General features: G+C 42.3%; 24 protein-coding genes. 16 read left to right on the top strand and 8 right to left on the bottom strand.

Annotated elements, in window-relative coordinates; translation table 11 throughout:
- Window positions 1-18: 18 nt before the first annotated feature.
- Both tsaE and IOD06_RS01645 read right to left on the bottom strand, forming a co-directional pair.
- A complete protein-coding gene (gene tsaE / locus IOD06_RS01640; RefSeq protein ID WP_194618756.1) occupies window positions 19-588 on the bottom strand; it encodes a tRNA (adenosine(37)-N6)-threonylcarbamoyltransferase complex ATPase subunit type 1 TsaE in 570 nt (189 codons plus the stop codon).
- Entirely contained in the window at window positions 581-1,204 is a 624-nt protein-coding gene (locus IOD06_RS01645; RefSeq protein WP_194618758.1) for a 6-carboxytetrahydropterin synthase, read from the bottom strand. The genes tsaE and IOD06_RS01645 overlap by 8 nt, the downstream gene beginning before the upstream one ends.
- Window positions 1,205-1,608: 404 nt before the next feature.
- Between IOD06_RS01645 and IOD06_RS13695 the strand changes: the two genes are divergently transcribed.
- The gene (locus tag IOD06_RS13695) at window positions 1,609-1,731 is read left to right on the top strand and encodes a hypothetical protein (RefSeq protein WP_264623036.1); all 123 of its coding nucleotides are present in this window, start codon (window positions 1,609-1,611) and stop codon (window positions 1,729-1,731) included.
- A 90-nt stretch (window positions 1,732-1,821) separates the two neighbouring features.
- Here IOD06_RS13695 and IOD06_RS01650 read toward each other — a convergent pair whose 3' ends face one another.
- The 3 genes from IOD06_RS01650 to IOD06_RS01660 form a co-directional block, all read right to left on the bottom strand.
- Window positions 1,822-2,154: a YnfA family protein gene (locus tag IOD06_RS01650; RefSeq protein WP_194618760.1), complete on the bottom strand. Its 333-nt coding sequence runs from the start codon at window positions 2,152-2,154 to the stop codon at window positions 1,822-1,824.
- A 6-nt stretch (window positions 2,155-2,160) separates the two neighbouring features.
- Entirely contained in the window at window positions 2,161-2,982 is an 822-nt protein-coding gene (locus IOD06_RS01655; protein WP_194618762.1) for a PhzF family phenazine biosynthesis protein, read from the bottom strand.
- Between the two features lie 88 nt (window positions 2,983-3,070).
- Window positions 3,071-4,096 (bottom strand): zinc-binding alcohol dehydrogenase family protein, encoded by a 1,026-nt coding sequence (locus tag IOD06_RS01660; protein ID WP_194619597.1) that lies wholly within the window; start codon window positions 4,094-4,096, stop codon window positions 3,071-3,073.
- A 100-nt stretch (window positions 4,097-4,196) separates the two neighbouring features.
- Here IOD06_RS01660 and IOD06_RS01665 point away from each other — a divergent pair, with 100 nt between their 5' ends.
- The 13 genes from IOD06_RS01665 (at window position 4,197) to yfaE (ending at window position 17,491) form a co-directional block, all read left to right on the top strand.
- A complete protein-coding gene (locus tag IOD06_RS01665; RefSeq protein WP_194618764.1) occupies window positions 4,197-5,102 on the top strand; it encodes a LysR family transcriptional regulator in 906 nt (301 codons plus the stop codon).
- A gap of 137 nt (window positions 5,103-5,239) precedes the next feature.
- Window positions 5,240-6,166, top strand: coding sequence for a bestrophin family protein (locus IOD06_RS01670; RefSeq protein WP_194618766.1), 927 nt, complete (start codon window positions 5,240-5,242; stop codon window positions 6,164-6,166).
- Between the two features lie 129 nt (window positions 6,167-6,295).
- A complete protein-coding gene (gene tenA / locus IOD06_RS01675) occupies window positions 6,296-6,943 on the top strand; it encodes a thiaminase II (RefSeq protein ID WP_194618768.1) in 648 nt (215 codons plus the stop codon).
- A 173-nt stretch (window positions 6,944-7,116) separates the two neighbouring features.
- Window positions 7,117-7,815 carry a class I SAM-dependent methyltransferase gene (locus IOD06_RS01680; protein ID WP_194618770.1) on the top strand — a complete coding sequence of 233 codons (699 nt, stop codon included), beginning with the start codon at window positions 7,117-7,119 and terminating at the stop codon, window positions 7,813-7,815.
- Between the two features lie 345 nt (window positions 7,816-8,160).
- Window positions 8,161-8,481, top strand: a complete 321-nt coding sequence (locus IOD06_RS01685) for a YbeD family protein (protein ID WP_051000722.1) — start codon at window positions 8,161-8,163, stop codon at window positions 8,479-8,481.
- A 512-nt stretch (window positions 8,482-8,993) separates the two neighbouring features.
- The gene (gene nrdA, locus IOD06_RS01690) at window positions 8,994-11,270 is read left to right on the top strand and encodes a class 1a ribonucleoside-diphosphate reductase subunit alpha (RefSeq protein ID WP_194618772.1); all 2,277 of its coding nucleotides are present in this window, start codon (window positions 8,994-8,996) and stop codon (window positions 11,268-11,270) included.
- A gap of 61 nt (window positions 11,271-11,331) precedes the next feature.
- Window positions 11,332-12,273 carry a nucleotidyltransferase gene (locus IOD06_RS01695; protein WP_194618774.1) on the top strand — a complete coding sequence of 314 codons (942 nt, stop codon included), beginning with the start codon at window positions 11,332-11,334 and terminating at the stop codon, window positions 12,271-12,273.
- Between the two features lie 2 nt (window positions 12,274-12,275).
- A complete protein-coding gene (locus IOD06_RS01700; protein WP_194618776.1) occupies window positions 12,276-13,934 on the top strand; it encodes a ThiF family adenylyltransferase in 1,659 nt (552 codons plus the stop codon).
- A complete protein-coding gene (locus IOD06_RS01705) occupies window positions 13,931-14,395 on the top strand; it encodes a Mov34/MPN/PAD-1 family protein (protein ID WP_227669837.1) in 465 nt (154 codons plus the stop codon). The genes IOD06_RS01700 and IOD06_RS01705 overlap by 4 nt, the downstream gene beginning before the upstream one ends.
- A complete protein-coding gene (locus IOD06_RS01710) occupies window positions 14,388-15,218 on the top strand; it encodes a DUF6602 domain-containing protein (protein WP_194618778.1) in 831 nt (276 codons plus the stop codon). The genes IOD06_RS01705 and IOD06_RS01710 overlap by 8 nt, the downstream gene beginning before the upstream one ends.
- A 236-nt stretch (window positions 15,219-15,454) precedes the next feature.
- On the top strand, window positions 15,455-15,826 hold the full coding sequence (locus tag IOD06_RS01715; RefSeq protein WP_194618780.1) for a hypothetical protein: 372 nt from the start codon (window positions 15,455-15,457) through the stop codon (window positions 15,824-15,826).
- A 67-nt stretch (window positions 15,827-15,893) separates the two neighbouring features.
- Window positions 15,894-17,027, top strand: a complete 1,134-nt coding sequence (gene nrdB / locus IOD06_RS01720; RefSeq protein WP_010198779.1) for a class Ia ribonucleoside-diphosphate reductase subunit beta — start codon at window positions 15,894-15,896, stop codon at window positions 17,025-17,027.
- A gap of 197 nt (window positions 17,028-17,224) precedes the next feature.
- Complete coding sequence (gene yfaE / locus IOD06_RS01725) at window positions 17,225-17,491, top strand: class I ribonucleotide reductase maintenance protein YfaE (RefSeq protein ID WP_194618782.1); 267 nt, start codon at window positions 17,225-17,227, stop codon at window positions 17,489-17,491.
- Window positions 17,492-17,611: 120 nt separating this feature from the next.
- Here the strand turns inward: yfaE and IOD06_RS01730 are convergent, their stop codons facing one another.
- Window positions 17,612-18,952 carry a S1C family serine protease gene (locus IOD06_RS01730; protein ID WP_194618784.1) on the bottom strand — a complete coding sequence of 447 codons (1,341 nt, stop codon included), beginning with the start codon at window positions 18,950-18,952 and terminating at the stop codon, window positions 17,612-17,614.
- 335 nt (window positions 18,953-19,287) lie between these two features.
- Here IOD06_RS01730 and IOD06_RS01735 point away from each other — a divergent pair, with 335 nt between their 5' ends.
- Complete coding sequence (locus IOD06_RS01735) at window positions 19,288-20,109, top strand: Nif3-like dinuclear metal center hexameric protein (protein WP_194618786.1); 822 nt, start codon at window positions 19,288-19,290, stop codon at window positions 20,107-20,109.
- Between the two features lie 1,002 nt (window positions 20,110-21,111).
- Complete coding sequence (locus IOD06_RS01740) at window positions 21,112-22,320, top strand: transglycosylase SLT domain-containing protein (protein WP_189581371.1); 1,209 nt, start codon at window positions 21,112-21,114, stop codon at window positions 22,318-22,320.
- A 165-nt stretch (window positions 22,321-22,485) separates the two neighbouring features.
- Here IOD06_RS01740 and sthA read toward each other — a convergent pair whose 3' ends face one another.
- Complete coding sequence (sthA, locus tag IOD06_RS01745; RefSeq protein WP_227669838.1) at window positions 22,486-24,129, bottom strand: Si-specific NAD(P)(+) transhydrogenase; 1,644 nt, start codon at window positions 24,127-24,129, stop codon at window positions 22,486-22,488.
- A gap of 78 nt (window positions 24,130-24,207) precedes the next feature.
- The gene (locus tag IOD06_RS01750; protein ID WP_194618788.1) at window positions 24,208-24,615 is read right to left on the bottom strand and encodes a hypothetical protein; all 408 of its coding nucleotides are present in this window, start codon (window positions 24,613-24,615) and stop codon (window positions 24,208-24,210) included.
- Between the last annotated feature and the right edge of the window lie 69 nt (window positions 24,616-24,684).

Consider the following 24,684-nt stretch of genomic DNA (forward strand, 5'->3'; position numbering starts at 1 on the left):
CTTATACTGAAGGTATAACTAAATCTTAAAGGATGATAGATCCAAACCTTGCGCTTGTCCTGCCTTCGATAGTCGCAGCTCAACGTGACGAGACTCTTGATTTTTATCACCGCTGTTAGCCTGCGTCATATCGATAAACAAAATCGGCGGTGGTAAATAGCTGTCCGCACGGCTTGCCCATTCAATAATGACCAGCGCATTTGGCTCATCCAGATACTCATCGAAGCCTATAAAGGACAATTCTTCTGGGTCTTGCAGACGATACAAATCAGCGTGGTAGACGGGCTTGATTGAGCCGTCTTTTTGCTCGATACTGTTTTGCTCGATACTGTTTTGCTCGATGCTGCTTTGCTCGATGCTATAAGGCTCGACCAAGGTATAAGTTGGGCTTTTGACAGCTCCTGTATGCCCTAGCGCCTGTAACCAGTAGCGAGTCAGAGTAGTTTTACCCGCGCCTAAATCGCCAGCCAACCATACACTACCTGTCAATGGCAACGCTGCTAATTGCGCAGCCAAACGCTGAGTATCGTCTTCAGAGTACAGTGTCAATGTTTTGACGTTTTTGTCTTCTGTTGTACTATTAGGCATCAGGCATACCTGCCTGTACTTGCGTCTGTACTTGCATAGTTACCGTTGGATTAGTAAAACTTTCACCGCGAATCAATTTGGCATACAGATCGGTGTCATGCCATTCGGCACTGACTTGGTCGCTAAACTCAAACGCTTCTAAATTAAGCTGACCCATTTGCTCATTAGCCACATCATCAGCAAAACACTGGGCATAACCCGTTGCGGTTTCGTGCGCAATCACCGAGTAGACGCTGACATCAGACTCACCGTTTTGCATTTGGGTTTGTTTGAGAATTTCTTGCGCCCAAAAGAAGATGACTCTAGAGAATTGCTCTGCCGATGGCGATACCGGCAAGCTTATCCAGCGCGCGCTGAATTTTTTGCAAGCAGCGATATATTCAGGATCGTCTTTATTCCAAAAGCAAATCGCATGATCAAAACTGTCGATAATATCCTTGATAGACGACTTTAATAGTCCAAAATCATAGACCATTTGCCCATGATCCAAGCGCTTAGCCTCAAGAATCAGTTCAATCTGATAGCTATGGCCATGGATAGAGTGTTTGCAGCGCTCAGAGCTGCAATTACGCACAATATGTGCATTTTCAAATTTAAAAAGTTTACGGATACGCATAACAATCAACCAAAACAGTAAGCATCTTTGTGCTAAATAGGAATATTATAAAAGTTTGCCGCGACGACTCATCGGCTTGTGGCTCATTATAGCAAATCGTGATGTATCCGTAAGTAAGCACTTACGAATACTGGTATTGATCAAACGCATCGTTTGAACATATCATCAGCCGAAAATCTGACTGAGATATTCTGAATTTCAATATAAAAGAGGCGTTGAATAATATTTAGCCAAATAGAATGACCGCATTGAAGCGTAGGGAAATTGTGCTATCGCTATCTATTGCACAGGCTTAGAGCTATACTCAATCTAGTACGCAGCATCTGCGTCAATTGTAGCCATTCCGCCCGCTAGTCAGCCAATCTGGCTTATGGCTGTATAAGCTACCTAAAGAGGAAAAAATCATGAGTAAAGGTCAAGATAGTAAGAAAAATGTGAAAAAGAAACCGCTATTGACGGCAAAAGAAAAGAAAGCCGCCAAGCAATCTAAGAAAGATGACAGTGGCAGTATCTTAGGCAAACATTAATATTCAATGCATCACTACGCTGATTAAAGCTATGCCAATTGAACCTCACGGTTTGATTGGCATTTTTTTGTGTTAAGCGCTGCATTCATACTAAGTACTGCGCGGTGCAAACATAATAATTGCCATGCCTAACAATGCAACCGCAGACCCTACGATATCCCATGTGGTCGGCCTGATACCGTTCACCGTCCACAACCATAAAATCGCCATCACAACATATACCCCACCGTAAGCTGCATAGACTCTGCCTACAGCGGTTGGATGTAATGTCAGCAACCAAACAAAGGCCGCCAGACTCAGCACGCTGGGAACAAGAAGCCAGATAGACTTACCTTCTCGCAGCCATAAATAAGGTAGGTAACAACCTATAATCTCTGCTAATGCAGTCAGTGCAAAAAGCCCTAGTGTCTTTAATTCTGTCAAAACCTGCTACTCCTCGACCGTGATAAATCCTGTCAAATACTGCACGGCATTGCCGGAAACAAGCACCCTATCTTTTGCGACAACACAGTCTAGCACCCCGCCTCTATTTGACGCCTGATAAGCGACCAATTCATTTTTACCCAAACGCTCAGCCCATAATGGCGCAAGTCCTGTGTGCGCTGATCCAGTCACTGGGTCTTCATCACCACCATTAGCTGGCCAAAAATAACGTGACATAAAATCGTAGTCTTTGTACTCAGTAGACTTAGCTTGGCATGTCACCACCACATCTAAAGGTGCGAGCTGTTTTAGCTGCTCGTTATCACGCTCTACGTTTAATACATCGCTTTCAGAATTATAAATAACGAAATAGGCTTGGGTGTTTTTATAGACTTCAGCTGGTGCAATAGACAATCCTGCAAGCAAACTATCAGGGACATTATCGACTTTTTCAGGTTCAGTATTGGGAAAGTCCATTTGTATTTTGCCAGCGTCTGTTTGCACGATAGTCAATATACCAACGGCGTCGGCTGAAAATTTAATAAAGGCTAAATTAGGATTTTTCTTGAACAACACAAAAGCAGATGCCAAGGTTGCATGACCGCAAAAGGCAATCTCAGTAAGCGGTGAAAACCAGCGGATATGATAGATATCTTTACCATCACTCTCATCTAAAACCAAAAATGCCGTCTCAGACAAATTGTTTTCAAAAGCAATCGATTGCATTAGATCATCAGTGAGCCAGCTATCGGTGATAATAACGGCTGCTGAGTTGCCTTTAAAAACGGTATTAGTAAAAGCATCGATAACATTGATTTCTAGTTGCATATCTGTCTCTTATTTTTGATTGGGCCGTGTACTCATTTTAAAAATAGTGATAAAAACGAGGACATCCTTTATTAGGCTCTGTTGAATATTAAAAACCTTCCAATACTATTTTACCAATCGTTGTACCCGACTCTAGCGCTTGATGAGCCGCTCGTAGATTGGTCGCATTGATGACACCCATGTTTTCGCCAACCGTGGTCTGGATATAACCCTGATCAATCAAGTCAGCGACACGGTTTAATAGCTGACCTTGTGCTGCCATGTCCGAGGCTTTGAACAGTGAGCGGGCAAACATAAACTCCCAATGAAATGAGAGGCTTTTAAACTTAATTTTGGTGATGTCTAACTGTTCAGGATCATCGATTATCGCTATTTTCCCAAAAGGCGTCAAGATATCTATATAAGTATCGAAATAGCTTTCAGTGCTCTGAAGGCCGGCGACATGGGTCACAGGGCCAATGCCCAACGCTTCGATTTGTGCTGCTAATGGCTGGCTATGATCAATCACATAATCTGCCCCAAGTGTCTGTACCCACTGCTTTGAGCGCTCACGTGAGGCTGTCGCGATAATGGTAGCGCCCGTTAATGTCGCTGCCAGTTGTAGCAAAATAGAGCCCACCCCACCTGCAGCACCAACGACTAAGATAACCTCATTAGACTTGCTATTATCAGTGATTGGCTGCTGTTTAATGGTTAAATGCTCAAACAATATCTCCCATGCCGTGATAGTGGTCAACGGCAATGCTGCCGCTTCATTATTCGACAGACTTTTTGGTTTCATACCAACGATACGCTCATCTACCAATTGATACTCTGCATTACTGCCTTGGCGATCGAGCTCGCCTGCATAATAAACCCTATCGCCAACTGCAAAGCGTGTCGCCTTCTCACCAATGGCGACCACTTCACCGACTGCGTCCCAACCAATGACTTTGTGGCTACCGTCCTCGGATGGCATGTTTTGGCGGACTTTATAATCGACAGGATTGACCGCGATAGAGCTGATTTTGACCAATAAATCAGAGCCTTCTGCGATAGGTTGTGGCAATTCGATATCTTGCAATGAGTCCGTGTGAGTGATGGGTAAAGACTGTATAAATCCAATGGCTTTCATCATGCTGCTCCGGTTTGTTAAGTGGCTGCCATCATAACGCTGGCTTATGACAAGATAAACAGGGTAATATTTGATACATTATCAAATAAGAATTGAGAATATGCTGTTATCTGATCTCGAAGTTATTCTAAAAATCGCTGAACATCGCAATATCACGGCAGCGGCAGCGCATTTAGACATGCGTGTGGCAACTGCCAGTGCTGCGCTCAAACGGGTAGAAAAAACATTGGGCGCTGAAATATTCATTCGTACCACGCGTCAATTACGTCTATCGAGTGCCGGAGAGCGCTACATTCCGGAATGTGAAAAAGCACTCTTATTACTTGAGCAAGCTAGGCAAAATATCAAAGAAGATCTCGATATTGTCGATGGTGAGCTACGCATTGCACTGCCTTCTGATTTGGGCCGCAACATCGTTACACCATGGCTTGATGAGTTACTAGATCATCACCCAAACATGAGCTTGAGAACCGATCTAAGCGATAGTCATATAGACTTTTATCGTGACTCTGTAGACATGGCATTACGCTATGGTTCGCCAAAAGATGCCAGTCTTTACGGCTTTAAGATTTGTGATGTCCCAGGGTTGCTTTGTGCATCGCCAGAGTATATAACACGTCACGGCATACCCCAGCATCCGCATGAGCTACCGACGCACAATGGGTTGTTTTATCAGCTGTACGATATCACTCACGATGTGTGGGAATTCACCAAGAACAAGCAAGTTTATAAAATAAAAATGAGTGGCAACCGAGCCTCTAACGATGGCGATTTGGTCAGGCGCTGGTGTGTGGAAGGAAAAGGACTTGCTGTAAAGTCCTGCTTAGATGTTTCGAGTGACATATCAGAAGGCAAGCTGATTCATATCATGACCGACTATCAAGCAAAGCCAAGCGAGCTTTGGCTCATCTGCCCAAGTAGGCAATCGATAACCCCTGCGGTCAGACTGCTCAGAGACACCTTAAGAGAAAAATGTAAGGAGCTGTTAAGTCGTTTAGCCATATAGTTTGCACGCTATGCTTCACTTTTTTTGCACAGTGTCCGATTGGCAATCAAAAACAAAAATGCTCAAATTTTAATAACGCTATTGTATAATACACGGCTTCAATACTTAACAGCATACCCCATCGCTAGGAAGCTGACATGATTGTCCGCCAAACCCCCAATGCCCTCAAGATATTTTTTACCCTGCGCGGCTCCATCATTCCAAAAGTCTATCGGCAAATTTTGCTGATTACTATTCTTAGTACACTCATAACGATCATTCAGCACTGGCTTCCTGACTCTTTTCCTTATTATGGTATGGCGATGTTTACCTTGCTCGGAATCGCGTTATCGTTGTTTCTTGGGTTTCGGAACAATGCCAGTTATCAGCGTTGGTGGGAAGCTCGGGGACTGTGGGGTCAGCTGGTATATGATTCCCGCAGCTTAACGCGTCAAGTGCTGTCTTTTATAGATGATGACACCGATGCTGGGCGTGATACTCAACGAGCGATGGTATATCTAACCATTGCTTTTGCCCATGCTGTACGCCATCGATTGCGTGGTACGTCACCTTGGGCAGATATCGAGCCTTTTGTCGCAGCGATACACCATGACCGTATGCGCCAAGCGAAAAACGTACCTGATTATATAATGCGCCTCATGGGTAAGCAGCTCGGTGACATTCGGCGGCAAGGGCTGGTGTCTGAGCAAGTCATCCAAAACATGGACGAGCGCCTGACATCCATGACGATTGTATTGGCGGCTTGCGAGCGCATTCATAATACGCCGCTGCCATTTGCTTATATGCTGCTGGTACATCGCACGACCTATCTGTATTGCATCCTGTTGCCTTTTGGCTTGGTGGCCTCACTCGGTTGGGCCACTCCGTTGATTTCTGCTGTGATTGCTTATACCTTTTTTGGTTTGGATGCCCTTAGTGAAGAGCTAGAAGAGCCTTTTGGCTTGGCGGCGAATCAGTTGCCACTGACCGCACTGTCACGCACTATCGAGATCAATCTGCGAGAAGCATTAGGAGACACGGATATCCCGCCTGATATCGCGCCTATCAATGGCTACTTACCGTAAGTCGCATCAGCAATTGAAAACTTAGCTGTCCAAATGTATGATGCCATTATACTTGGTGCATTCCTTGCTAATAATGCATGAGTTCGTCTACCATCTGCTTACTCGCATTGATAAAAGTAAGTGAATACTATGAATTACCAAACGCTACGTCACCATTGCCCAACTTGGGATGATTATATTCAGCACGACTTTGTCAAGCAGCTAGCAGCAGGTACGCTCGCCCCTGACAGCTTCCGCCACTACCTCGTCCAAGACTACTTGTATTTGATCCACTATACCCGCGTGATGGCGTTGAGCGTGTACAAAAGCGACACGCTGGCGCAAATGCGCGTCGGTCAAGCAGGCATCAATGCCATGCTCGATATGGAAATTGGCATGTATTTGGGCTTCTGTCACCAATGGGGCATAGCGCTTGAAACTGTCGAGAATGCGCCTGAATCTACTGTAACTATCGCCTATAGCCGCTATATATTAGACGCTGCCCTGTCAGGCTCACTGGCTGAGCTTTATGCTGCTATTGCCCCTTGCTTGATGGGTTATGGTGAAATTGGCAAATGCATCAAAGCCGAAGGGTTTATCACGGGCAATCCCTATCAACCATGGATTGATGTATTTTCTAGTGATGCGTTTCAAGCGATTACTGCGCAGAACGAAGCGCAGATCAATGAACTACTGGCACACGCTAGCCCTGCTCAAGCAGACAAGTTCCAACAGTTATTTAACACCGCCGCACGAATGGAAGTGAATTTTTGGCAGCAAGCATTAGATCTGTCATAACTCGTATTTTTATAGCAAATTTAACTTCACGTACTATTCAATGCTGATTCAATTTAAAAGAGTGACAAGGCAACCGAGTGCAGATGTATGGGTAATACTTTAAGCGAGGTTAACGCTGTCACTCTTTTATAGTGGATTAACGATACAACAAAAAATACTCAAGGAGAGATATCATGGCAGCATTTGATGAACACGCAAGCGCGTACGATAGCTGGTTTTTTGACAATCAAAACTTACTGACCAGTGAGCTAAAATTGGTTGCCCATTTCTTAGATAAAGACAGTGAGATATTGTCTATCGGTTGTGGTAGCGGATTATTTGAATCACTACTAGCAAAAGATTATGATATTCATATCAAATATGGCATTGAGCCTTCTAAGGACATGGCAGCCGTCGCCGAAAAGCGCGGATTGCAAGTAGATATCAGCCCTGCTGAAACTTGTGAGATTGAGCCCAATAAGTTTGATATCATTATGTTCAACGGCAGTGTCAGCTATATCAGCGATTTGGATGCCTGTATTAAAAAGGCCTTTAACGCTCTAAAAACTGGCGGCAAGCTTATCCTCATCGATGTACCAAAAGAGAGTGGCTTTGCCAGCTTATACAATTTGGCCAGCTCGTTAGGCACTTGGGAGCATCCGCTACTTGCGCACATCTCCCCTGCTGACCCTTATCCTATTGAACTGGTAAAGTCAGCCAATTGGCGCACCTCAGATGAAAAAATCGCGCTGATGCAAGCCAATGGTTTCGTCGATTTTGAGTATGCGCAGACCTTATTGACCCATCCAATGTATGCCAATGATAAGGTACAAGAGGTCATCGAAGGTTATGACCGTGGGGATTATGTGGCGGTTTGTGGTTATAAAATATAAGCGGTCGCTGTCCATACCCTATCCGTACCGTAGCCGAAGGTTCGACATACCCTAATGTACTGTAGTCGCTATCGCAGGACTTGAATAATAGGCTTAGTGCCACTATAAATGGGCAATAAAGCTCTTATCCAAATATAGCCAAATCCATATAAATCCGCTACATCGTCATCCTCGCTAAGCATACTAATGTATAACTTGCGCTCGGTTTCCTTGTATCGAAATTATTTGAATTCAACTATAGCTCATATCTAAAAAAACGAGGCAAACATCATGAGTGATGATTCAAAAGATACTGATAATCAAAACACTAATCAAAGCAGCAACCAAAACACCAAAGACGTCACCATGACGGATCTGACACCCAATGAAGGTGTCTTAAAAGGCAAAAAAACCGACATTCAAAATCCAGAGCTGTGGGATTTTCCAATGAACTACCCTTTGAGCATCATTGGTCATGAAGGCGAGCATGAAAGCTTGCTTAATGAAGTGAAGCTGATCCTCGGTAGCCAGTTCCCTGATTTTGATTTGGCCTCTATAGAAGTCAAACCGTCGAAAACGGGTCGCTTTCATTCAGCGCGTGTCAATTTATACCTCACAGCAGCCGATCAAGTGAATACGCTTTATGCGTCACTTGACGATGCAAAAACGGTTCGCATGGTCGTATAAACAGGTAATGGGTGTTTAGAAAAAAACAACCCCTTTTCCGTCGAAATCGTCACTCACTATTGATAACATACGGGTGGCGATTTTTTATGGTTTGGTGTACAATCTGCGCCCGCATTATTGCCGCTCTGATCACTATTATCAGTCGACAATAACCGATAAAATAAAAATCAAATCGCCACGATATTTTTACAAAAAATTTATGATGAGCGCATTTGCGTCTAACCCTTATCCCATCGTCCTTTGCCATAATATGGACAGCTCACAACCTCGCAGCAACATAGTTTTAGTCTAAAATCAATATAGTATTTTCAAAATTTTCCCGCTATATTGTGCCTACCAATTAACAAACACGCTATATGTAGTACTCAGTGATTTTAATCATCATTATGAGTAGCGGTAGTTTTTTGCCTAAAAAAACTGGCTATCGCAACCCAGCATCGTAGCGTTATAAAGAATGTCTGCCGCCGATTCAGCGCGCAGCATCACAATAAGCAATCAAAATAGAGGCCAGCATGACACATATTGACAAAATCCAAGTAACCAAACGTGATGGACGTTTAGAGCCTATTGATTTAGACAAAATTCACAAGGTGATAGCGTGGGCCGCTCACGGCTTGGACAACGTGTCTGTGTCGCAAGTTGAGCTAAAGTCGCACATCCAGTTTTATGAAGGTATCAAGACTCGTGACATTCACGAAACCATCATCAAATCTGCCGCCGACCTGATCTCTGAAACGACGCCTGATTATCAATATCTAGCGGCGCGTTTGGCCATTTTCCATCTGCGTAAGATTGCTTACAATAGATTCACGCCGCCACATCTATTCGATCACGTTACAACGCTGACCAATGCTGGTAAATATGATGAGCATATCCTAGCTGACTATAGCCGTGCTGAATTTGACGAGTTAGAAGAGTATCTCGATCACTGGCGCGATATGAACCTTGCTTATGCTGCTGTTGAGCAAATGGCAGGTAAATACTTGGTACAAGATCGCGTGAGCAAAACCGTTTTCGAGAGCCCGCAGTTTTTGTACATGCTGGTCGGTATGTGCTTGTTCAGCCGTTACGAAAAATCAGAACGCATGAACTATGTGAAGCGCTTCTATGATGCAACCTCACAATTCAAAATCTCACTACCAACACCTATCATGTCAGGTGTGCGTACGCCATCGCGCCAGTTTAGCTCGTGCGTACTGATCGAATGTGGTGATAGCCTAGACTCTATCAATGCGACCACCAGCGCCATCGTACGCTATGTATCACAGCGTGCTGGTATTGGTATCAACGCAGGTCGTATCCGCGCCCTTGGTAGCCCTATCCGTGGCGGCGAAGCGCAGCATACTGGCTGTATCCCATTCTATAAATTGTTCCAGACAGCTGTTAAATGCTGCTCACAAGGCGGCGTCCGTGGTGGTGCTGCGACATTATTCTACCCACTATGGCATTTGGAAGTGGAGTCATTACTGGTACTGAAAAACAACCGCGGTGTCGAAGACAACCGTGTCCGTCATATGGATTACGGTGTACAGTTGAACAAAACAATGTACACGCGCCTAATCAAAGGTCAAGACATCTCGCTATTCTCACCAGGCGATACTCCTGGCTTGTATGATGCATTCTTTGAAGATCAAGACAAATTCGAAGAGCTATACACCAAGTACGAGAACGACCCTGCTATTCGTAGCCGTCAAATCCCAGCAGCAGACTTGTTCAGCCTAATGATGCAAGAGCGCGCGAGTACTGGTCGTATCTATATCCAAAACGTCGACCATTGCAACACCCATAGCCCATTTGACCCAACGGTTGCGCCAATTCGCCAGTCAAACCTATGTATGGAAATCGCTCTACCAACCAAGCCACTTGATAACATCAATGACGAAGAAGGCGAAATCGCCCTTTGTACGCTATCAGCGGTCAACTTGGGTAAAGTCGAAAACGTCAGCGATATCGAAGAGCCAGCTGAGCTAATCGTTCGTGCGCTTGATGCCTTGCTCGATTATCAAGACTATCCAGTCAAAGCCGCTCAAAACGGCAGCATGCGTCGCCGTACGCTCGGTGTGGGCGTGATCAACTATGCTTATTACCTTGCCAAGAATGGCGTGCGCTATTCAGACGACAGCGCGCTTGGTCTGACGCATCAAACGTTTGAAGCATTGCAATTCTATCTCTTGAAAGCCTCAAACAAATTGGCAAAAGAGCAAGGCGCTTGCCCTGCGTTCAATGAGACTACATATTCACAAGGTATCTTACCGATTGATACGTACAAAGCTGACTTGGACAAAATCTGCCAAGAGCCGCTACATCTCGATTGGGAAACGCTACGTGGCGAGATCACTGAGCACGGTCTACGCAACTCTACCCTAACCGCCTTGATGCCGTCTGAGACCTCTAGTCAGATCGCCAACGCGACCAACGGTATCGAGCCACCACGTGGTCTGGTCTCTATCAAAGCGTCAAAAGATGGCATACTAAAACAAGTCGTGCCTGAAATTGATAAGCTAAAAGATCAGTACGAGCTACTATGGCAAATGCCAAACAATGACGGTTACCTAAAGCTGGTCGCTGTCATGCAGAAGTTCGTCGATCAAAGTATCTCTGCCAATACCAACTACGATCCCGTTCGTTATGCAGGTGGCCGTGTACCGATGAAGATATTGCTAAAAGACTTGCTAAACGCTTATAAAATGGGTGTGAAGACGTTGTACTACCATAACACTCGTGATGGTGCGAACGACGCCCAAGCGGATATGGAAGATGATTGTGCTGGTGGGGCTTGTAAGATTTAGGTTGATTGAATCTGTGTAAATACAGTTCTAACTTATAAATATTATTTAGAGGACTAAGCTAATGGCTGACTATAAAAGTAACTATCTACAAGAAGTGCTTGAAACACATAAAATGAAACACATAAAAGATGTTTTCGATAAGTATAGAGATAGACGCAATGAAATTAAAGATTTCTTGAATAGCGAATATGGTAACAAAATTTACAGTCCTTTCGATTCAGGATCTTACAGTAAGCACACTGCTGTTAATACAAAATTTGACTTGGACGCAGTTGTACCTTTCAAATATAAAAGCTTCAATACACTAGAAGATATGTTCAACGATATTTATGAAAAGTTAAATGATAAGTTTAATGATAGAACTACTGTTCGAAAGCAAGGTGTTTCTATTGGGCTAGCTTTTGAAGAAGATGATATTGAAATAGATATCGTACCTGCTCGAGAAACACGAGTAGATGGTTATACTGAGACAAGAAATTTAAATCTTCATATTAACTCTTTAGATCCATCAGAAACTGGGTATCTAAAAACAAATATTAAAAATCAAATTGATCATATAAGCGGAAAAGAAAATGAAAGAAAAATTATTAGACTACTAAAGATTTGGAAGTTTCAGCACTCTAAAAAATATAAATCTTTCTTTTTTGAACTTTTAGTTATTAAAGCTTATGGCTATACCTCGCCTACGGGTAATTTATGGGAGCAATTTAAGGCTGTTCTCCAATATGTCGTAGACAATATTGAGAACGATACATTCAAGCTTCCTGATCCAGGCAATGGCGCTAATGACTTAATAAATACGTTAGAACCATATCAAAAAAACTCGCTAAGAAGTGATTTTGAGTTGATGCTAACTAACATTGGAAACAACGAAAAACAAATTGAATACTATTTTGAGAAAAACGAGGAGTTTTCTGAAGAATCTAACAATAATAGTTTGAGCTATGGTGTTGCTGGAGCTAGCCCAGTTTCTACGCCTTCATCTACACAGCGTTTTGGTTAGATATGAGATTCTCTAAAGAAGAGCTATTAGATACTATTGGTAGCATAAGCTACGTAACTAACTTACGAGATTTTAACTTCGATAACAATCTCGTAAGTTTCAATATAGCTTTTGACTTTGAGGGTCTTAATAAAGAAATAACTTTTGAAGTGACAATCAGTTCTCAATATCCATTTAAATTTAGTGGTTCTGAAACCATAAGCTTTAATAATCTTGATCTGATTGAATACAGTCATGTAATGAGTGATGGCTCAGTATGTTTCCATAACCAACATTGTATTGATTTCAGACAGAAGTTAATACAGGATTTCGATGCAATTAAAAGCTGGATTACTAAATATATAGTTAAAGAGGAAAAAGATAGTCATTATGAGCATCTAATCGTCAATAACGATGCTTTCGAAGGTAGCCATTACTCTTATCAGTTTACTGATATAAAAGAAAGCTTTAAAAAGGGAGAGTTTGGGACGGTTTCTCTCAAACCATTAACTAGCTCGCCATACTATAAAAGTCGTATGAGCAATTATTTAGCTCAAAGTTTTATTGACCATTCAAATTTTACGGTTAAAAATTGTGACTGGAACTCTCACTACATGAGTGCTAATCAGAGTGAGCAAGGACTGTATGTCTTTATTGAAGATACTCCAGCTGTTAACCAGCGATTTTCTCTTGATAACTGGAAAAGTTTCGAAAGTTTAGTTAGCCAAGATTTTCTACAGTATCTCTCCAGATACGTGATTAGTGTAAGAAGCACATATAATCGCAGATTACCAATACCTTTATTTATAGGTTTTCATACGAAAGATAAAAATGTACATTGGCAAGTAGCATTGATTAATATCGACGAGAGTATCTTTGAAGGTTCAACTGATATAAACGGTAAGTATATTTATAAACTGAAAAATAAGGATATTACATGGGCAGTAACAAATAACTCATCTTACTCTTATTTTTTTGGACGTGGGGCATTCAACAAAGCTTTAACTAATGCAAAGATACTGGTTATTGGTGTGGGTGCAGTTGGAAGTAATGTTGCTAAAACTCTAACGAGGTGTGGCTGCAGAGACATATCATTAGTTGATTATGATATTAAAAAACCCGAAAATATTTGTCGTTCTGAATATGAGTTTATATATGCTTATGCTAATAAGGTAGATGAGTTACGCTCTTTACTTTATAAAATATCACCTTTTATCGATATTATAGCTAGTGATAGTCTTTTTACAGAGTATTTGAAATCCGATTCTTACGTCGAACTTTTTGCTGATAATATCAGAGCAGAATTATCAAACTATGATTATATATTTGACTGTTCTACAGATGATGATTTAATGCATATTTTAGATAAAATTGATATTACATCCATTATCATTAACTTATCTATTACTAATCACGCTCAATCACTCGTCTGTGGTGTATCACCAAATACTTATAAGTTCGTTAGACATCAGTTTGATAATATTTTAGAAAATGACGTTGAAGATTTATATAATCCTTTAGGCTGCTGGAGTCCTACTTTCAAGGCTTCTTATAACGATATTTCCACACTTATACATTTTGCTCTAAAACATATCAATATCATGGTTAGTAACAAACAGCTGAATAGCTTTGTAATTAATCAAGATAATAATTATGAGTCTTTGAAAGTGAGTAAGTTTTGACTATTACCAAACACTACAAGAATTTGAAATTAGTAGTCGAAGATAGCTTGTTAAAAAGTATTTATCAGTCAAGCTGTGGACACTACCCTAAAGAGTATGGTGGCTTTTTGATTGGCAAATATTCTGATGATTTTACAACCTTGTATATTAAACAATCAATCACAGCAGATATTTTTAAGAGTAGTCGAATTGAATTTACTAGAGAGTCCAGCTATTTAAAAACAGAGTTTGAAAAATTGTTCATAAGTAAAGGACTCTACTATATTGGTGAGTGGCATACTCATCCAGATGGTGAAGCATATTATAGCTCAACAGATTTAAATGCCATGATTAGTATTGCTCGCGAAAAAAGCGTAAAAATTGATAATCCTATCTTACTTATATTGAGTATTACTAGCGATAGTTTGAAGGATTTTAATTTTTTTGTTCTTAATAATAATAGGTTAGAACTATATGAATAAGATTGCACTACCAGAGTTGTTTGCAAGCATGCAACAGCAAATGTCTGCTCAACTAAGTACTAATAGAGCTTTCATACATCATCCTGGTTCAAAAGGTGATTCATTAGAGAATGCATGGATCGAGTGGTTAAGAAGTTATTTGCCAAATCGTTATAGTATTGATAAAGCTATAGTTATAGACCACTTAGGAAACACTAGTCATCAAATTGATGTAGTTATTTACGATAATTACTTTACCCCATTTATCTTTACGCAAAATGGTTTCCACTATGTTCCTGCTGAGGGTGTGTATGCAGTATTTGAAGTTAAACCGGATATTCAAGGAAGTGTTAAAGGTTCTGGGAATTATATAACTTACGCAGGTGAGAAGATAGAAAGTGTTCGACGCTTGACTCGTACCTCTACATCAATGATTAATTCGGGAAGAACTTTTCCTCCTAGACCACTAACTAAAATTCTAGGTGGTATCTTAGCTACTACTAATACTTATGATAATCGTAATAATAAAACAATTGAGAGGCATATTAAAAGCTTGAAAGATCTTCAAGGTATAGATTTAGGCTGCGTTGTTGATTATGGCAGCTTCTTTGTTGATTATAATGGTGAGGAAAACACTGAAGAACTTGATTTTATTAAACGAATAAATGAGTACTATGAAAAAAGAGAATTTAAAGAATTACATTTTAGTCGACCTGAAAACTCCTTAATTACTTTCTTTATGCAATTAACTCAATATCTTCAGCAAGCTATAGGAACTATTCCAGCTATTGATTTGCAAGCTTATCTTGATGTTATTGGTGAAGAGATCGATAAAGAACTTTAAATATTTTTAAAAGAATTGACCAACTTTGCTTCAAAGAGGTCGTTTAGCCCCGACTATAGCGGTATCCTGCCAACGCTGATGGCGATGCAGTCTCAGTCTGGGAGTGGTCGCTCGAACGTTGGAACGCTACCAGACACAATAGACTGCACACCAGCGGCTAGGCAGATACAAGCGGTAGGCGGGATTGGCTACTGCCATAATCAAAACCTAGACAGAACTAAAACGACGGAGGTCATGTGCAATATACCGCAATCATCAAAGACGGTGGTTTGTTTATCCCAAACGTATTTTCAGACCTAAACGATGGTGGCTCGCATATCGTACAAGTCGAGGTTGATATTGCAGAGGTGCGTCAGCAGTTAAGTAGCAGTGAAGCATCAAAGACAGCCGTCGCCAAAAAAAGCATCGCAAAAGCAGCCAAAAAGCCAACGGCAAGACCAACCAAAAAAGACTCAAAAAAACCAGCAGAAGACATGGATTTGGATACGCTGCGCCAGAGTGCCGTCGATGAGCTAGAGGGATTGGACGATAGCGAGCTGAGTGAGATATTCAAAGCCTATATGAACGATGGACAAGAGTCGTCACAGATATCGTTAGAAAACTTGTAATACAATCAAATGAAAGCCAGTCACAACTATATAAATCAATAACCGTATCAATTATAAAGGCAGTCCCATGACTTACTCGATTTTTTCTCAAACGCCAAACAATGCGCTAAAAGAGCCGATGTTTTTTGGTAATCCGGTCAACGTGGCGCGTTACGATCAACAAAAGCACCCAATCTTTGAGCAATTGATTGAAAAGCAACTGTCGTTCTTTTGGCGTCCAGAAGAAGTTGATGTGTCAAAAGATCGTATGGACTTTGGCAACCTGTCTTCGCATGAGCAGCATATATTTTTGAGTAACCTCAAATACCAGACCCTACTCGACTCTATCCAAGGTCGTAGCCCAAACGTGGTGCTATTGCCATTGGTTTCGATTCCTGAGCTAGAGACGTGGATTGAGACATGGTCATTCTCTGAGACCATTCACTCGCGCAGCTATACTCATATCATTCGTAATATCGTCAATGATCCAAACATCATCTTTGATGACATTATGCAAAACGAGCATATCTTAGAGCGTGCCTCTGACATTGCCCAATATTACGATGATCTGTACCGCAACTCGCAGCTATATAGCTTGTACGGTGCTGGTACGCATAATGTTAATGGCGAGGAAGTGACTGTCGATTTGCGATCACTGAAAAAGCAGATGTATCTGTGTATCGTCGCGGTCAACGTCTTAGAAGCCATTCGCTTTTATGTGTCATTTGCCTGCTCGTTTGCCTTTGCTGAGCGTAAGCTAATGGAAGGCAATGCCAAAATCATCAAGCTAATCGCTCGTGATGAAGCGCTACATCTGACGGGTACGCAGCATATGCTTAATCTCATGCGCAATGGTCGTGACGATCCTGAAATGGTCGAGATTGCCGCAGAGTGTTATGAAGAAAGCATTGAAATCTTCCGCAAAGCTGCCGAGCAAGAAAAAGAATGGGCAGGCTATCTGTTCAAAGATGGTTCGATGATTGGTCTGAATAAAGACATTCTGTGCCAATATATCGAATTTATTACCAACTTACGTATGGAAGCCGTTGGCTTGCCATCTGTATTCCCGAACTCTAAATCAAACCCGATTCCATGGATCAATACTTGGTTGTCGTCTGACAATGTGCAAGTCGCGCCGCAAGAGACAGAAATCAGCTCGTACTTGGTTGGTCAGATTGATTCTGATTTGTCAGACAGTGATTTTGATGACTTTGAGTTGTAGAAGATAGTTTTTCAAGATTGAGCTTTTAATATAGTCAATTCATCATAGAATAAGTGTAGTGCTGCTGGGATAAGTTTTGCGCAGCCTCTGTCTGCGTAGGCACAGCAAGCAAGTAAAATTTATTCCAGTAGCACGTTATAATAATTGTACTTATTTTATTTAGGATTGACCATATTATAAAAAGATAGGATAAAACTATGACTTGGGTAATGACGAGTAAGAAGCAATTTTACTTGCATGATGATGAAAGTCTGCTCGATGGACTGCTGCGCACTGGACATGCAGTCAATTATCAATGTAAGGAAGGCTACTGTGGCAGTTGCCGAGTCAAGCGGATTGCCAGCTCACACACCATTGATTATCCGTTTGAGCCACTCGCGATGATTGACGAAGATGAAATCCTGCCCTGCTGCTGCCGTGTGCAAGGCGTCATCTATATCAATCATGAGCCTATCGTAAAGTAGAGAAAGTAAGCACAAAAAAAGCGCGCTATCTATATAAGATAGCGCGCTTTTTTAGTCTATTAGCTAAATGAATATGCTGTCTCATAAACACATTATGAATCAGCACATCGTTATGACAAATTACTGTGCTGCGGTGTCTTGTTCAAACAGCTTCATCAGCTCTTCACGCATACGATCACGCTCAGCCTTTGACATCATGGGCGCTTCTTCATCGTTCTGAATACTTCGCTCGGGCATCTCGCCCTCTTCCATTCCGCCTATGCTTCCCTCTTGTAGGACGACAGGACGCTCGATAGGCTCTTGTGCTGGGCGCTCTTCTAGCATTATTTTTACTTGCGCATTCTTACCTTGGCGTAGTATCTGTGCATCAAGCTCAGTATCTGGCGCTTTGCGAGCAACGTACTGAATCAAAGTATTGGCATCTGTCATTTCCACACCGTCGATTGTCAGGACGATATCACCGACACGTAGACCACTCTTTGCCGCTGGACTTTGATCGATGACGTTTAGCACTTCTACGCCTGTTGAGGTCTCAAGCTGCGTTGGATCACGTAGCTGCGATTGGATCTCGATACCTAGCCAGCCGCGACTGACCTTACCATCTTTAATCAAAGCATTCATTACTTGCTCAACCAGCGCTGTTGGAATGGCAAAACCAATGCCCATCGAGCCACCAGAGCGCGAGAATATAACCGTATTGATGCCCACCAACTCGCCGCGAGCATCGACCAGCGCACCACCTGAATTACCTGGGTTAATCGCGGCATCGGTTTGAATGAAATCTTCGAACTTATTGACACCCAACCCCGTACGTCCAGTCGCTGAGATAATGCCTTGGGTCACGGTCTGACCGACACCAAACGGGTTACCAATCGCCAGTGCCAAATCACCCACGCGAATAGGATCTTCGCGGAAGCCAAGTGGGGTCAATCCTGTCATATCGACCTTGATCACTGCCAAATCGCTATCAGGGTCGGTACCGATGACTCTGGCACGGCTCTTACGACCATCGTTAAACGCGACTGTAATCTCATCTGCCTTTTCGATCACATGAGCATTGGTCACGATATAACCATCTTCTGATACGATCACGCCTGAACCTAAGTTGGTTGACCCTTGGTCTTGGGAAGGCCCACTATGATCTTCAAAGAACCGACGCAGTATAGGATCATCCATATACGGATGCTCTGCCATCGTCTGGGTGGTATAGATATTGACCACGGATTGCGAGGCACGGGCAACCGCATTATGATAAGAAGAAATAGGTGCTGGCGTATCTGCCACTGGTTCTGACGCTTGCTGCTCCGCAGGTGGGGTTCTTGGTGGCTCCCACGTGGCCTCCGACGTCGAATTCATACTCGTGAACAACCAGATAAACGCTGCCAATACTAGCAGCAATAAGACCCAAGGTAACCATTTTAATAAAGACGCCTTGTTATTGGTGTTCCGGGATGACGACATATAAAACCTCTATAAATTTAATGCAAACAGACAGTGAAAAACGAAGTGAGCCAATGGTAATTGCTGGACTGCTATTGACCCATTAATCGTGTAATCAATTGCTCCATCAGCTAGGCAGACTCACATGTATAAATTATAACCGCAATACTATTAAATAGTAACGTATCGTGTACCATTTCAGTTATCCAGCTTATCTGTTTGCTTACACCAGCATGCTAAAATAACTCTAATAAAGGATCAAACTAAAAAACAGCCCTTACAAATAACTCATAATTTTTGCTCACTTGATCGACTGCACTTTACTGCACATATTTCATTGACGATAGGAAAACCTAATGACTGCAAATCATACGACAGCTGAATCGAATAATCAAAACATCAGCGCTCAGACGTTGACACAATTCTGTGACGACTACTTATCCGCTAGTGTGTTTAAAGACTATGCGCCAAATGGCCTACAAGTCGATGGTGGACGTCCGATCCAGCGTATCGTAACCGGTGTAACGGCTTGTGAGGCCTTGATTGACGCTGCCATCGCTGCCAATGCCGATGCCATCATGGTACATCATGGTTATTTTTGGAAAGGCGAACCTGCCCCTCTCACTGGTATGAAAGGTCGACGCGTTCGCAAATTGATGCAGCACGGTATCTCTATGATTGGCTATCATTTGCCCCTTGATGCGCATCCTGTCACTGGTAACAACGCAAAACTCGCTGACATGTTGGATATGACGATCACTGGTGCGCTCTATCCTGCTGAGTCACATCCTGTTGGCAATATCGCTACTTGTACACCGCAAAGTGCCGATGACCTGATAGCAAAGATTACGCAAGCATTAGGGCGTACACCGCTACATATCGCCGCCGAGTATAATTCTAGTAAAGAGGCAGAGAATAAAAGGCTTATCAAACGTGTCGGTATTTGTACAGGCGGCGCGCAAGATATGATTGAACAAGCTGCCACGATGGGCTGCGATGCGTTTATCTCTGGTGAGATATCAGAACGTACCACGCATATCGCGCGCGAGCTTGGTATTGATTACTTTGCCTGTGGTCATCATGCAACCGAACGTGGCGGTATTCAAGCGCTAGGTGAGATAGTTGCCCAGAAATTTGGTTTGCCAGTGACTTTCATTGACATCGATAACCCAGCCTAACCATTAAATTAGTTATTAAACTTAGTCATCATGAAACCACCTCAGTAGTAACTGAAACATATAGTGTAAGAAAGCCCATAATATTAATCAAGTTTTAGCCAATGTAGCAATAATGAGGGCATTTCTTACCGTCTATAGTCCAATTGTTAAGTTTTATCGCTCTTTTCTTAACTTAACTTGAATAATCCACTATATAACCGCATATTAGTACTTGAAGAAAGAACGTTTTGTCATGAAACTTCCCATTTATTACAGCTTCCGGTTATGGCACTAAAATAATGCTGGTAGTCATTTGAGACTTTATCATGCTACATAAGTGATAAGGCTTTAGACTGCTATCTATTGAAATACTATGTTTGCACTATATGTTTTAGCAACATGGTATTTTTTTATTTTTAGTGTCGCGATGATGGTATTAAATCACCTGTTTGATAAAAAGCGACACAAACTATCAAGCTTGGTTATTTTACTTACCCTTATTGCTGGACAAAAAACTTTAGCAGCCAGCTATCCTATTACTAGTGAGTCAAGGTATAGCCAGCCATTAAAGTTAGCATCGTAAAAACAGATGAATGTATTTGCTTAATTAGCAAATGATTACATCAAGATTTTGCACGATGTCTTTGTCTCAATGACTTAATCATGACCTTACCTGTGTTTGACATATAGTTGTTTGGCCACTAGCCATATTTAGTTATCGATGAAGGAATCATCTGATTTATATCCTTCGCGTCGTTGTGCGTCCAGTTTTTAAAATTAATATAAAAACATTATTTTAGAACGCTTTTATAACGCACCGATAGCTGGCTGACGACAAACTACCCCACTAACTCTTAGAGAGAGTACGCTAGTGGCGCTATAGTCCAACAAGATAGAGTGGCATTTTTCCTATTAAAAGGTGCGACTTTATTTAAGATGCGATATCGATATATGTCAATATTATGGTCATATATTTGTACGTGTTTTTGCGGTAAGAAGGATGGCTAAAACTAGGAGACATCCATGCAGCGTATTACTTATCGTGTAAAAGTATCTGCGCAAGGGGCCAAACGCCGTATCTCATATTTACTGCGTCCATCTAAACGCCTACTGAACACTAAAAGTAACCTCGTTACATCCGTTAACCCTGTTACTTCAAGTCGTTTTGCCAGAACCAAAAAACTGGCACAAGTTTCTAGTATTGCCCTGCTCTCTTTACCAGCTGAGAGTTTTACTACCATGGATTCACAAGTGCCAACTTATGATCATGTCATGCTGGAGAATACCTTAACCATCGCCGCTGTCCCTGGAGATAGCACTTATTTTGCGACGGATGGTTTTCAGCACGGCTTCGGTTATGACTTGGTACGTACCTATGCTGATGAGCTAGGCGTAGATGTCAATCTAAAAGCCTATGCCAGTGAAAAAGCTGCTCTCAGAGCGGTGAAATCAGGTAATGCTGATATGGCGTTGACGACCGCCAGCACCCAACTCAAAAGCCAGCTAAATTTGTCTTCTGTCAATGTCAGCTGCGGTTATGATGCCAGCTTGACCAAAAATGGTCTACATCCCAAGGTCAGCTGGACTTTCAATTCAGCCAATGATCCGCTATCGCAAAAAGCCAGTTACTTTTTATGCGACAGTATCAAGCTTGAAAACACCCAAAAGCTAGCGGCTTTTTATAATCAAAACTTGCTAAAAGATGCTTATAGTCAGGATCACTTCCAAAGAACGCTTACGGAAAAACTGCCTGATTATCAATCTTCGTTTGAAGAGCAAGCGCGCAACTACAATCACGACTGGGAATTGCTGGTGGCCATGGGTTATCAAGAGTCACATTTGGACGCCAATGCGGTATCGCCAACAGGTGTACGCGGGCTAATGATGCTGACCAACAATACAGCAAAAGCCATGGGCGTCTCAGATCGCGTCGACCCTTATCAAAGCATTGGTGGTGGCGCACGTTATTTAGAGCAAATGAAGTCAGACTTTGCCGATGTACCCAAAACTGACCGTATTTGGTTTGCCCTTGCTGGCTATAATATGGGTCCGAATGCCGTAAAAAGCATTCAACGTAAACTGAGAGCTCAGGGTATTGATGACAAAAGCTGGGCAAATATCTATGCTTACCTTGCTGAAAACAGAGCGTCCAACAGCCGTTATGGGCAAGCGATGCACTACGTTAGCAATATCAGAAGCTATCTTGAGACTATTAAAACTCAGACTGTTTAAGTGATTGTTTTCTGAGTGATTTTTTAAGTGATTGTTTTTTAGTCTCGTTCTAAAACAGAGTTAAAAAAACTTTTTGGTGAATTCATTTTAGGATGGAATACACAATAAAAAAGCGCCTAACGATATCGTTAGGCGCTTTTTTATTATTTCAATATTTACAACCGTTTAAAATACGCGGTTAAGACCATTTAGCGCCGCAACGCGATAGGCTTCTGCCATCGTTGGATAATTAAAGGTCGTATTTACGAAGTACTCAAGCGTATTGTTACACTTCATGACCGCTTGTCCAATATGAATAATCTCTGAGGCATGGTTGCCGTAGCAATGAATCCCCAATATCTCAAGCGTCTCACGGTGGAATAATATCTTTAATACCCCTGTACGCTCACCGATGATCTGGGCGCGAGCGAGATGCTTAAAGAAGGCTTGTCCCACTTCATAAGGTACTTGTTCATCCGTTAGCTCCTGCTCGGTCTTACCGATACTGGAGATTTCTGGAATGGTATAAATACCTGTAGGAACGCTCGATACTGGCTCTGCGTCGCTATCACCAACCATAAAGGCTGCTGCACAGCGACCTTGGTCATAAGCAGCAGAAGCCAAAGATGGCCAGCCAATCACATCGCCAGCTGCATAGATATTTTCGATATCAGTACGGTAGGTATCATCCACTTTCAGTTGACCACGACTATTGGCTTCTAAGCCGATGGCCTCCAAGTTTAAGCCTTCCGTATTACCTGAGCGACCATTAGACCAAAGAATCGCATCAGACTTGATTTTTTTACCACTCTTTAAATGCAAAATCACACAGTCATCATGAGTCTCAAGATGATCAATCTCTTCGTTATTGCGGATAAGGACGCCAAACTGTCTAAAGTCATGCGCTAGCGCATCACTGATTTCACTATCTAAGTAGCTGAGCAGCTTACCCTGATTGTTGATCAAGTCGACTTTATAGCCCAGACCAGTAAAGATAGAGGCGTACTCGCAGCCAATCACCCCAGCACCATAAATGATGATTTTTTTGACCACATAATCCATTTGCAGAATTTTATCCGAATCAAAAACGCGCGGATGATTAAAGTCTAAAATCTCAGGACGATAAGGGCGGCTACCAACAGTGATGATGGCTTTGTTAAAGGTAACGGTTTCAAAGACATTTTCATCAAGCTCAACACGAATGGTATGCGCATCGGTAAAGCTTGCCCAGCCATGAATCACTTCAATCTGATTGCGCTCATAAAAGCGAGTATGGGTGCTAACTTGATTGCGTATCACTTTACGAGCATTCGCAAGCACCTTGTTTAGTGGTACTTGGTGATACTCCATCGCCTTGGTAAACATAGGATCACGGCGAAAGTTAATCAAGTTAAATACCGATTGGCGTAACGCTTTACTCGGAATCGTGCCGACATGAGTAGAGTTGCCCCCGACTTGCTCACGCGGATCGATAACCACGACTTTCTTGCCTGATTTAGCAAGCTTCATGGCGGCCGCTTCACCAGCGGGACCCGCGCCCAACACCACCGCATCATATTCAAACTGATGCTTGTCACCCTTGATACGCTCAGAGTCTCTAGTAAATCCTGACTTTACATCAATACGTGTATCATCTAGCGGATTGACCAAGTCAGGGTGGTGCATGATGTCGTCGGTGACTTGCTCATGTGTTTGTTCGATTTTTTCTTTTTTATTTTTGTCTTCCGTATGTTCAGGATTTGGCGCGGCGCCGCTTTTTTTATTAGATACTTCGGTATGAATGTCTTCACCAGTGTCATTGGTAGCATCGCTAGTATTTTTGCTTCCCATTGTGTCCTCTTTATTTCTTTGTTTGTCTGTCTTTAGGCTATGAATGAATCAATGCAAAGATGCGTCAGGGTCATGCTGCTAAGGAGTGCCCACCATACGTTGTGATAGGATGTTTTGCAATGTCCAATACCCTGTCAAACTTTGTTTGCCTTCATCTATTTGTGGACGTGCACTAATTATATACTCGGTGCCAAGGCTCGGTTTAAAGTCATCGATCCAATCATAAGGAATCTGAAACACGCTGCCATCTTTGCTCGATTTGGCCAACAAGCACTGCATCGGTAACGCTGAAGCGCACGCCACACGATTTGGCATCACAGTAAGCGTTTGCGCTTCACCCAACACAATTGTTGGAACATAACGGGGCTCAGGTACCGGCTCACGTGCAAATGGCGACGTCTGACAAGCACTAAGCAAAGTCGCCGCGCTTAATAACAGGCTAGTAAGTAATAAAGGTGTCTTTCTAGACTTATAAGATGAACTCATAATATTCTCTATATGGTAAAGGCATTGTTTTAAGTGAAATTGTTCTATATAAAATGGTACAAATTATTT

It is taken from the genome of Psychrobacter sp. N25K4-3-2 (assembly GCF_015351755.1).
In the GTDB taxonomy this organism is placed as follows: Bacteria; Pseudomonadota; Gammaproteobacteria; order Pseudomonadales; family Moraxellaceae; genus Psychrobacter; species Psychrobacter glaciei.

Bases quoted from the DNA above. Each gene is read 5' to 3' on its own strand.
- tsaE (WP_194618756.1), bottom strand. From the start codon at position 588: ATGCCTAATAGTACAACAGAAGACAAAAACGTCAAAACATTGACACTG.
- IOD06_RS01645 (WP_194618758.1), bottom strand. From the start codon at position 1,204: ATGCGTATCCGTAAACTTTTTAAATTTGAAAATGCACATATTGTGCGT.
- IOD06_RS13695 (WP_264623036.1), top strand. From the start codon at position 1,609: ATGAGTAAAGGTCAAGATAGTAAGAAAAATGTGAAAAAGAAACCGCTA.
- IOD06_RS01655 (WP_194618762.1), bottom strand. From the start codon at position 2,982: ATGCAACTAGAAATCAATGTTATCGATGCTTTTACTAATACCGTTTTT.
- IOD06_RS01660 (WP_194619597.1), bottom strand. From the start codon at position 4,096: ATGAAAGCCATTGGATTTATACAGTCTTTACCCATCACTCACACGGAC.
- IOD06_RS01665 (WP_194618764.1), top strand. From the start codon at position 4,197: ATGCTGTTATCTGATCTCGAAGTTATTCTAAAAATCGCTGAACATCGC.
- IOD06_RS01670 (WP_194618766.1), top strand. From the start codon at position 5,240: ATGATTGTCCGCCAAACCCCCAATGCCCTCAAGATATTTTTTACCCTG.
- tenA (WP_194618768.1), top strand. From the start codon at position 6,296: ATGAATTACCAAACGCTACGTCACCATTGCCCAACTTGGGATGATTAT.
- IOD06_RS01680 (WP_194618770.1), top strand. From the start codon at position 7,117: ATGGCAGCATTTGATGAACACGCAAGCGCGTACGATAGCTGGTTTTTT.
- IOD06_RS01685 (WP_051000722.1), top strand. From the start codon at position 8,161: ATGACGGATCTGACACCCAATGAAGGTGTCTTAAAAGGCAAAAAAACC.
- nrdA (WP_194618772.1), top strand. From the start codon at position 8,994: ATGACACATATTGACAAAATCCAAGTAACCAAACGTGATGGACGTTTA.
- IOD06_RS01695 (WP_194618774.1), top strand. From the start codon at position 11,332: ATGGCTGACTATAAAAGTAACTATCTACAAGAAGTGCTTGAAACACAT.
- IOD06_RS01700 (WP_194618776.1), top strand. From the start codon at position 12,276: ATGAGATTCTCTAAAGAAGAGCTATTAGATACTATTGGTAGCATAAGC.
- IOD06_RS01710 (WP_194618778.1), top strand. From the start codon at position 14,388: ATGAATAAGATTGCACTACCAGAGTTGTTTGCAAGCATGCAACAGCAA.
- nrdB (WP_010198779.1), top strand. From the start codon at position 15,894: ATGACTTACTCGATTTTTTCTCAAACGCCAAACAATGCGCTAAAAGAG.
- yfaE (WP_194618782.1), top strand. From the start codon at position 17,225: ATGACTTGGGTAATGACGAGTAAGAAGCAATTTTACTTGCATGATGAT.
- IOD06_RS01730 (WP_194618784.1), bottom strand. From the start codon at position 18,952: ATGTCGTCATCCCGGAACACCAATAACAAGGCGTCTTTATTAAAATGG.
- IOD06_RS01735 (WP_194618786.1), top strand. From the start codon at position 19,288: ATGACTGCAAATCATACGACAGCTGAATCGAATAATCAAAACATCAGC.
- IOD06_RS01740 (WP_189581371.1), top strand. From the start codon at position 21,112: ATGCAGCGTATTACTTATCGTGTAAAAGTATCTGCGCAAGGGGCCAAA.
- sthA (WP_227669838.1), bottom strand. From the start codon at position 24,129: ATGGGAAGCAAAAATACTAGCGATGCTACCAATGACACTGGTGAAGAC.
- IOD06_RS01750 (WP_194618788.1), bottom strand. From the start codon at position 24,615: ATGAGTTCATCTTATAAGTCTAGAAAGACACCTTTATTACTTACTAGC.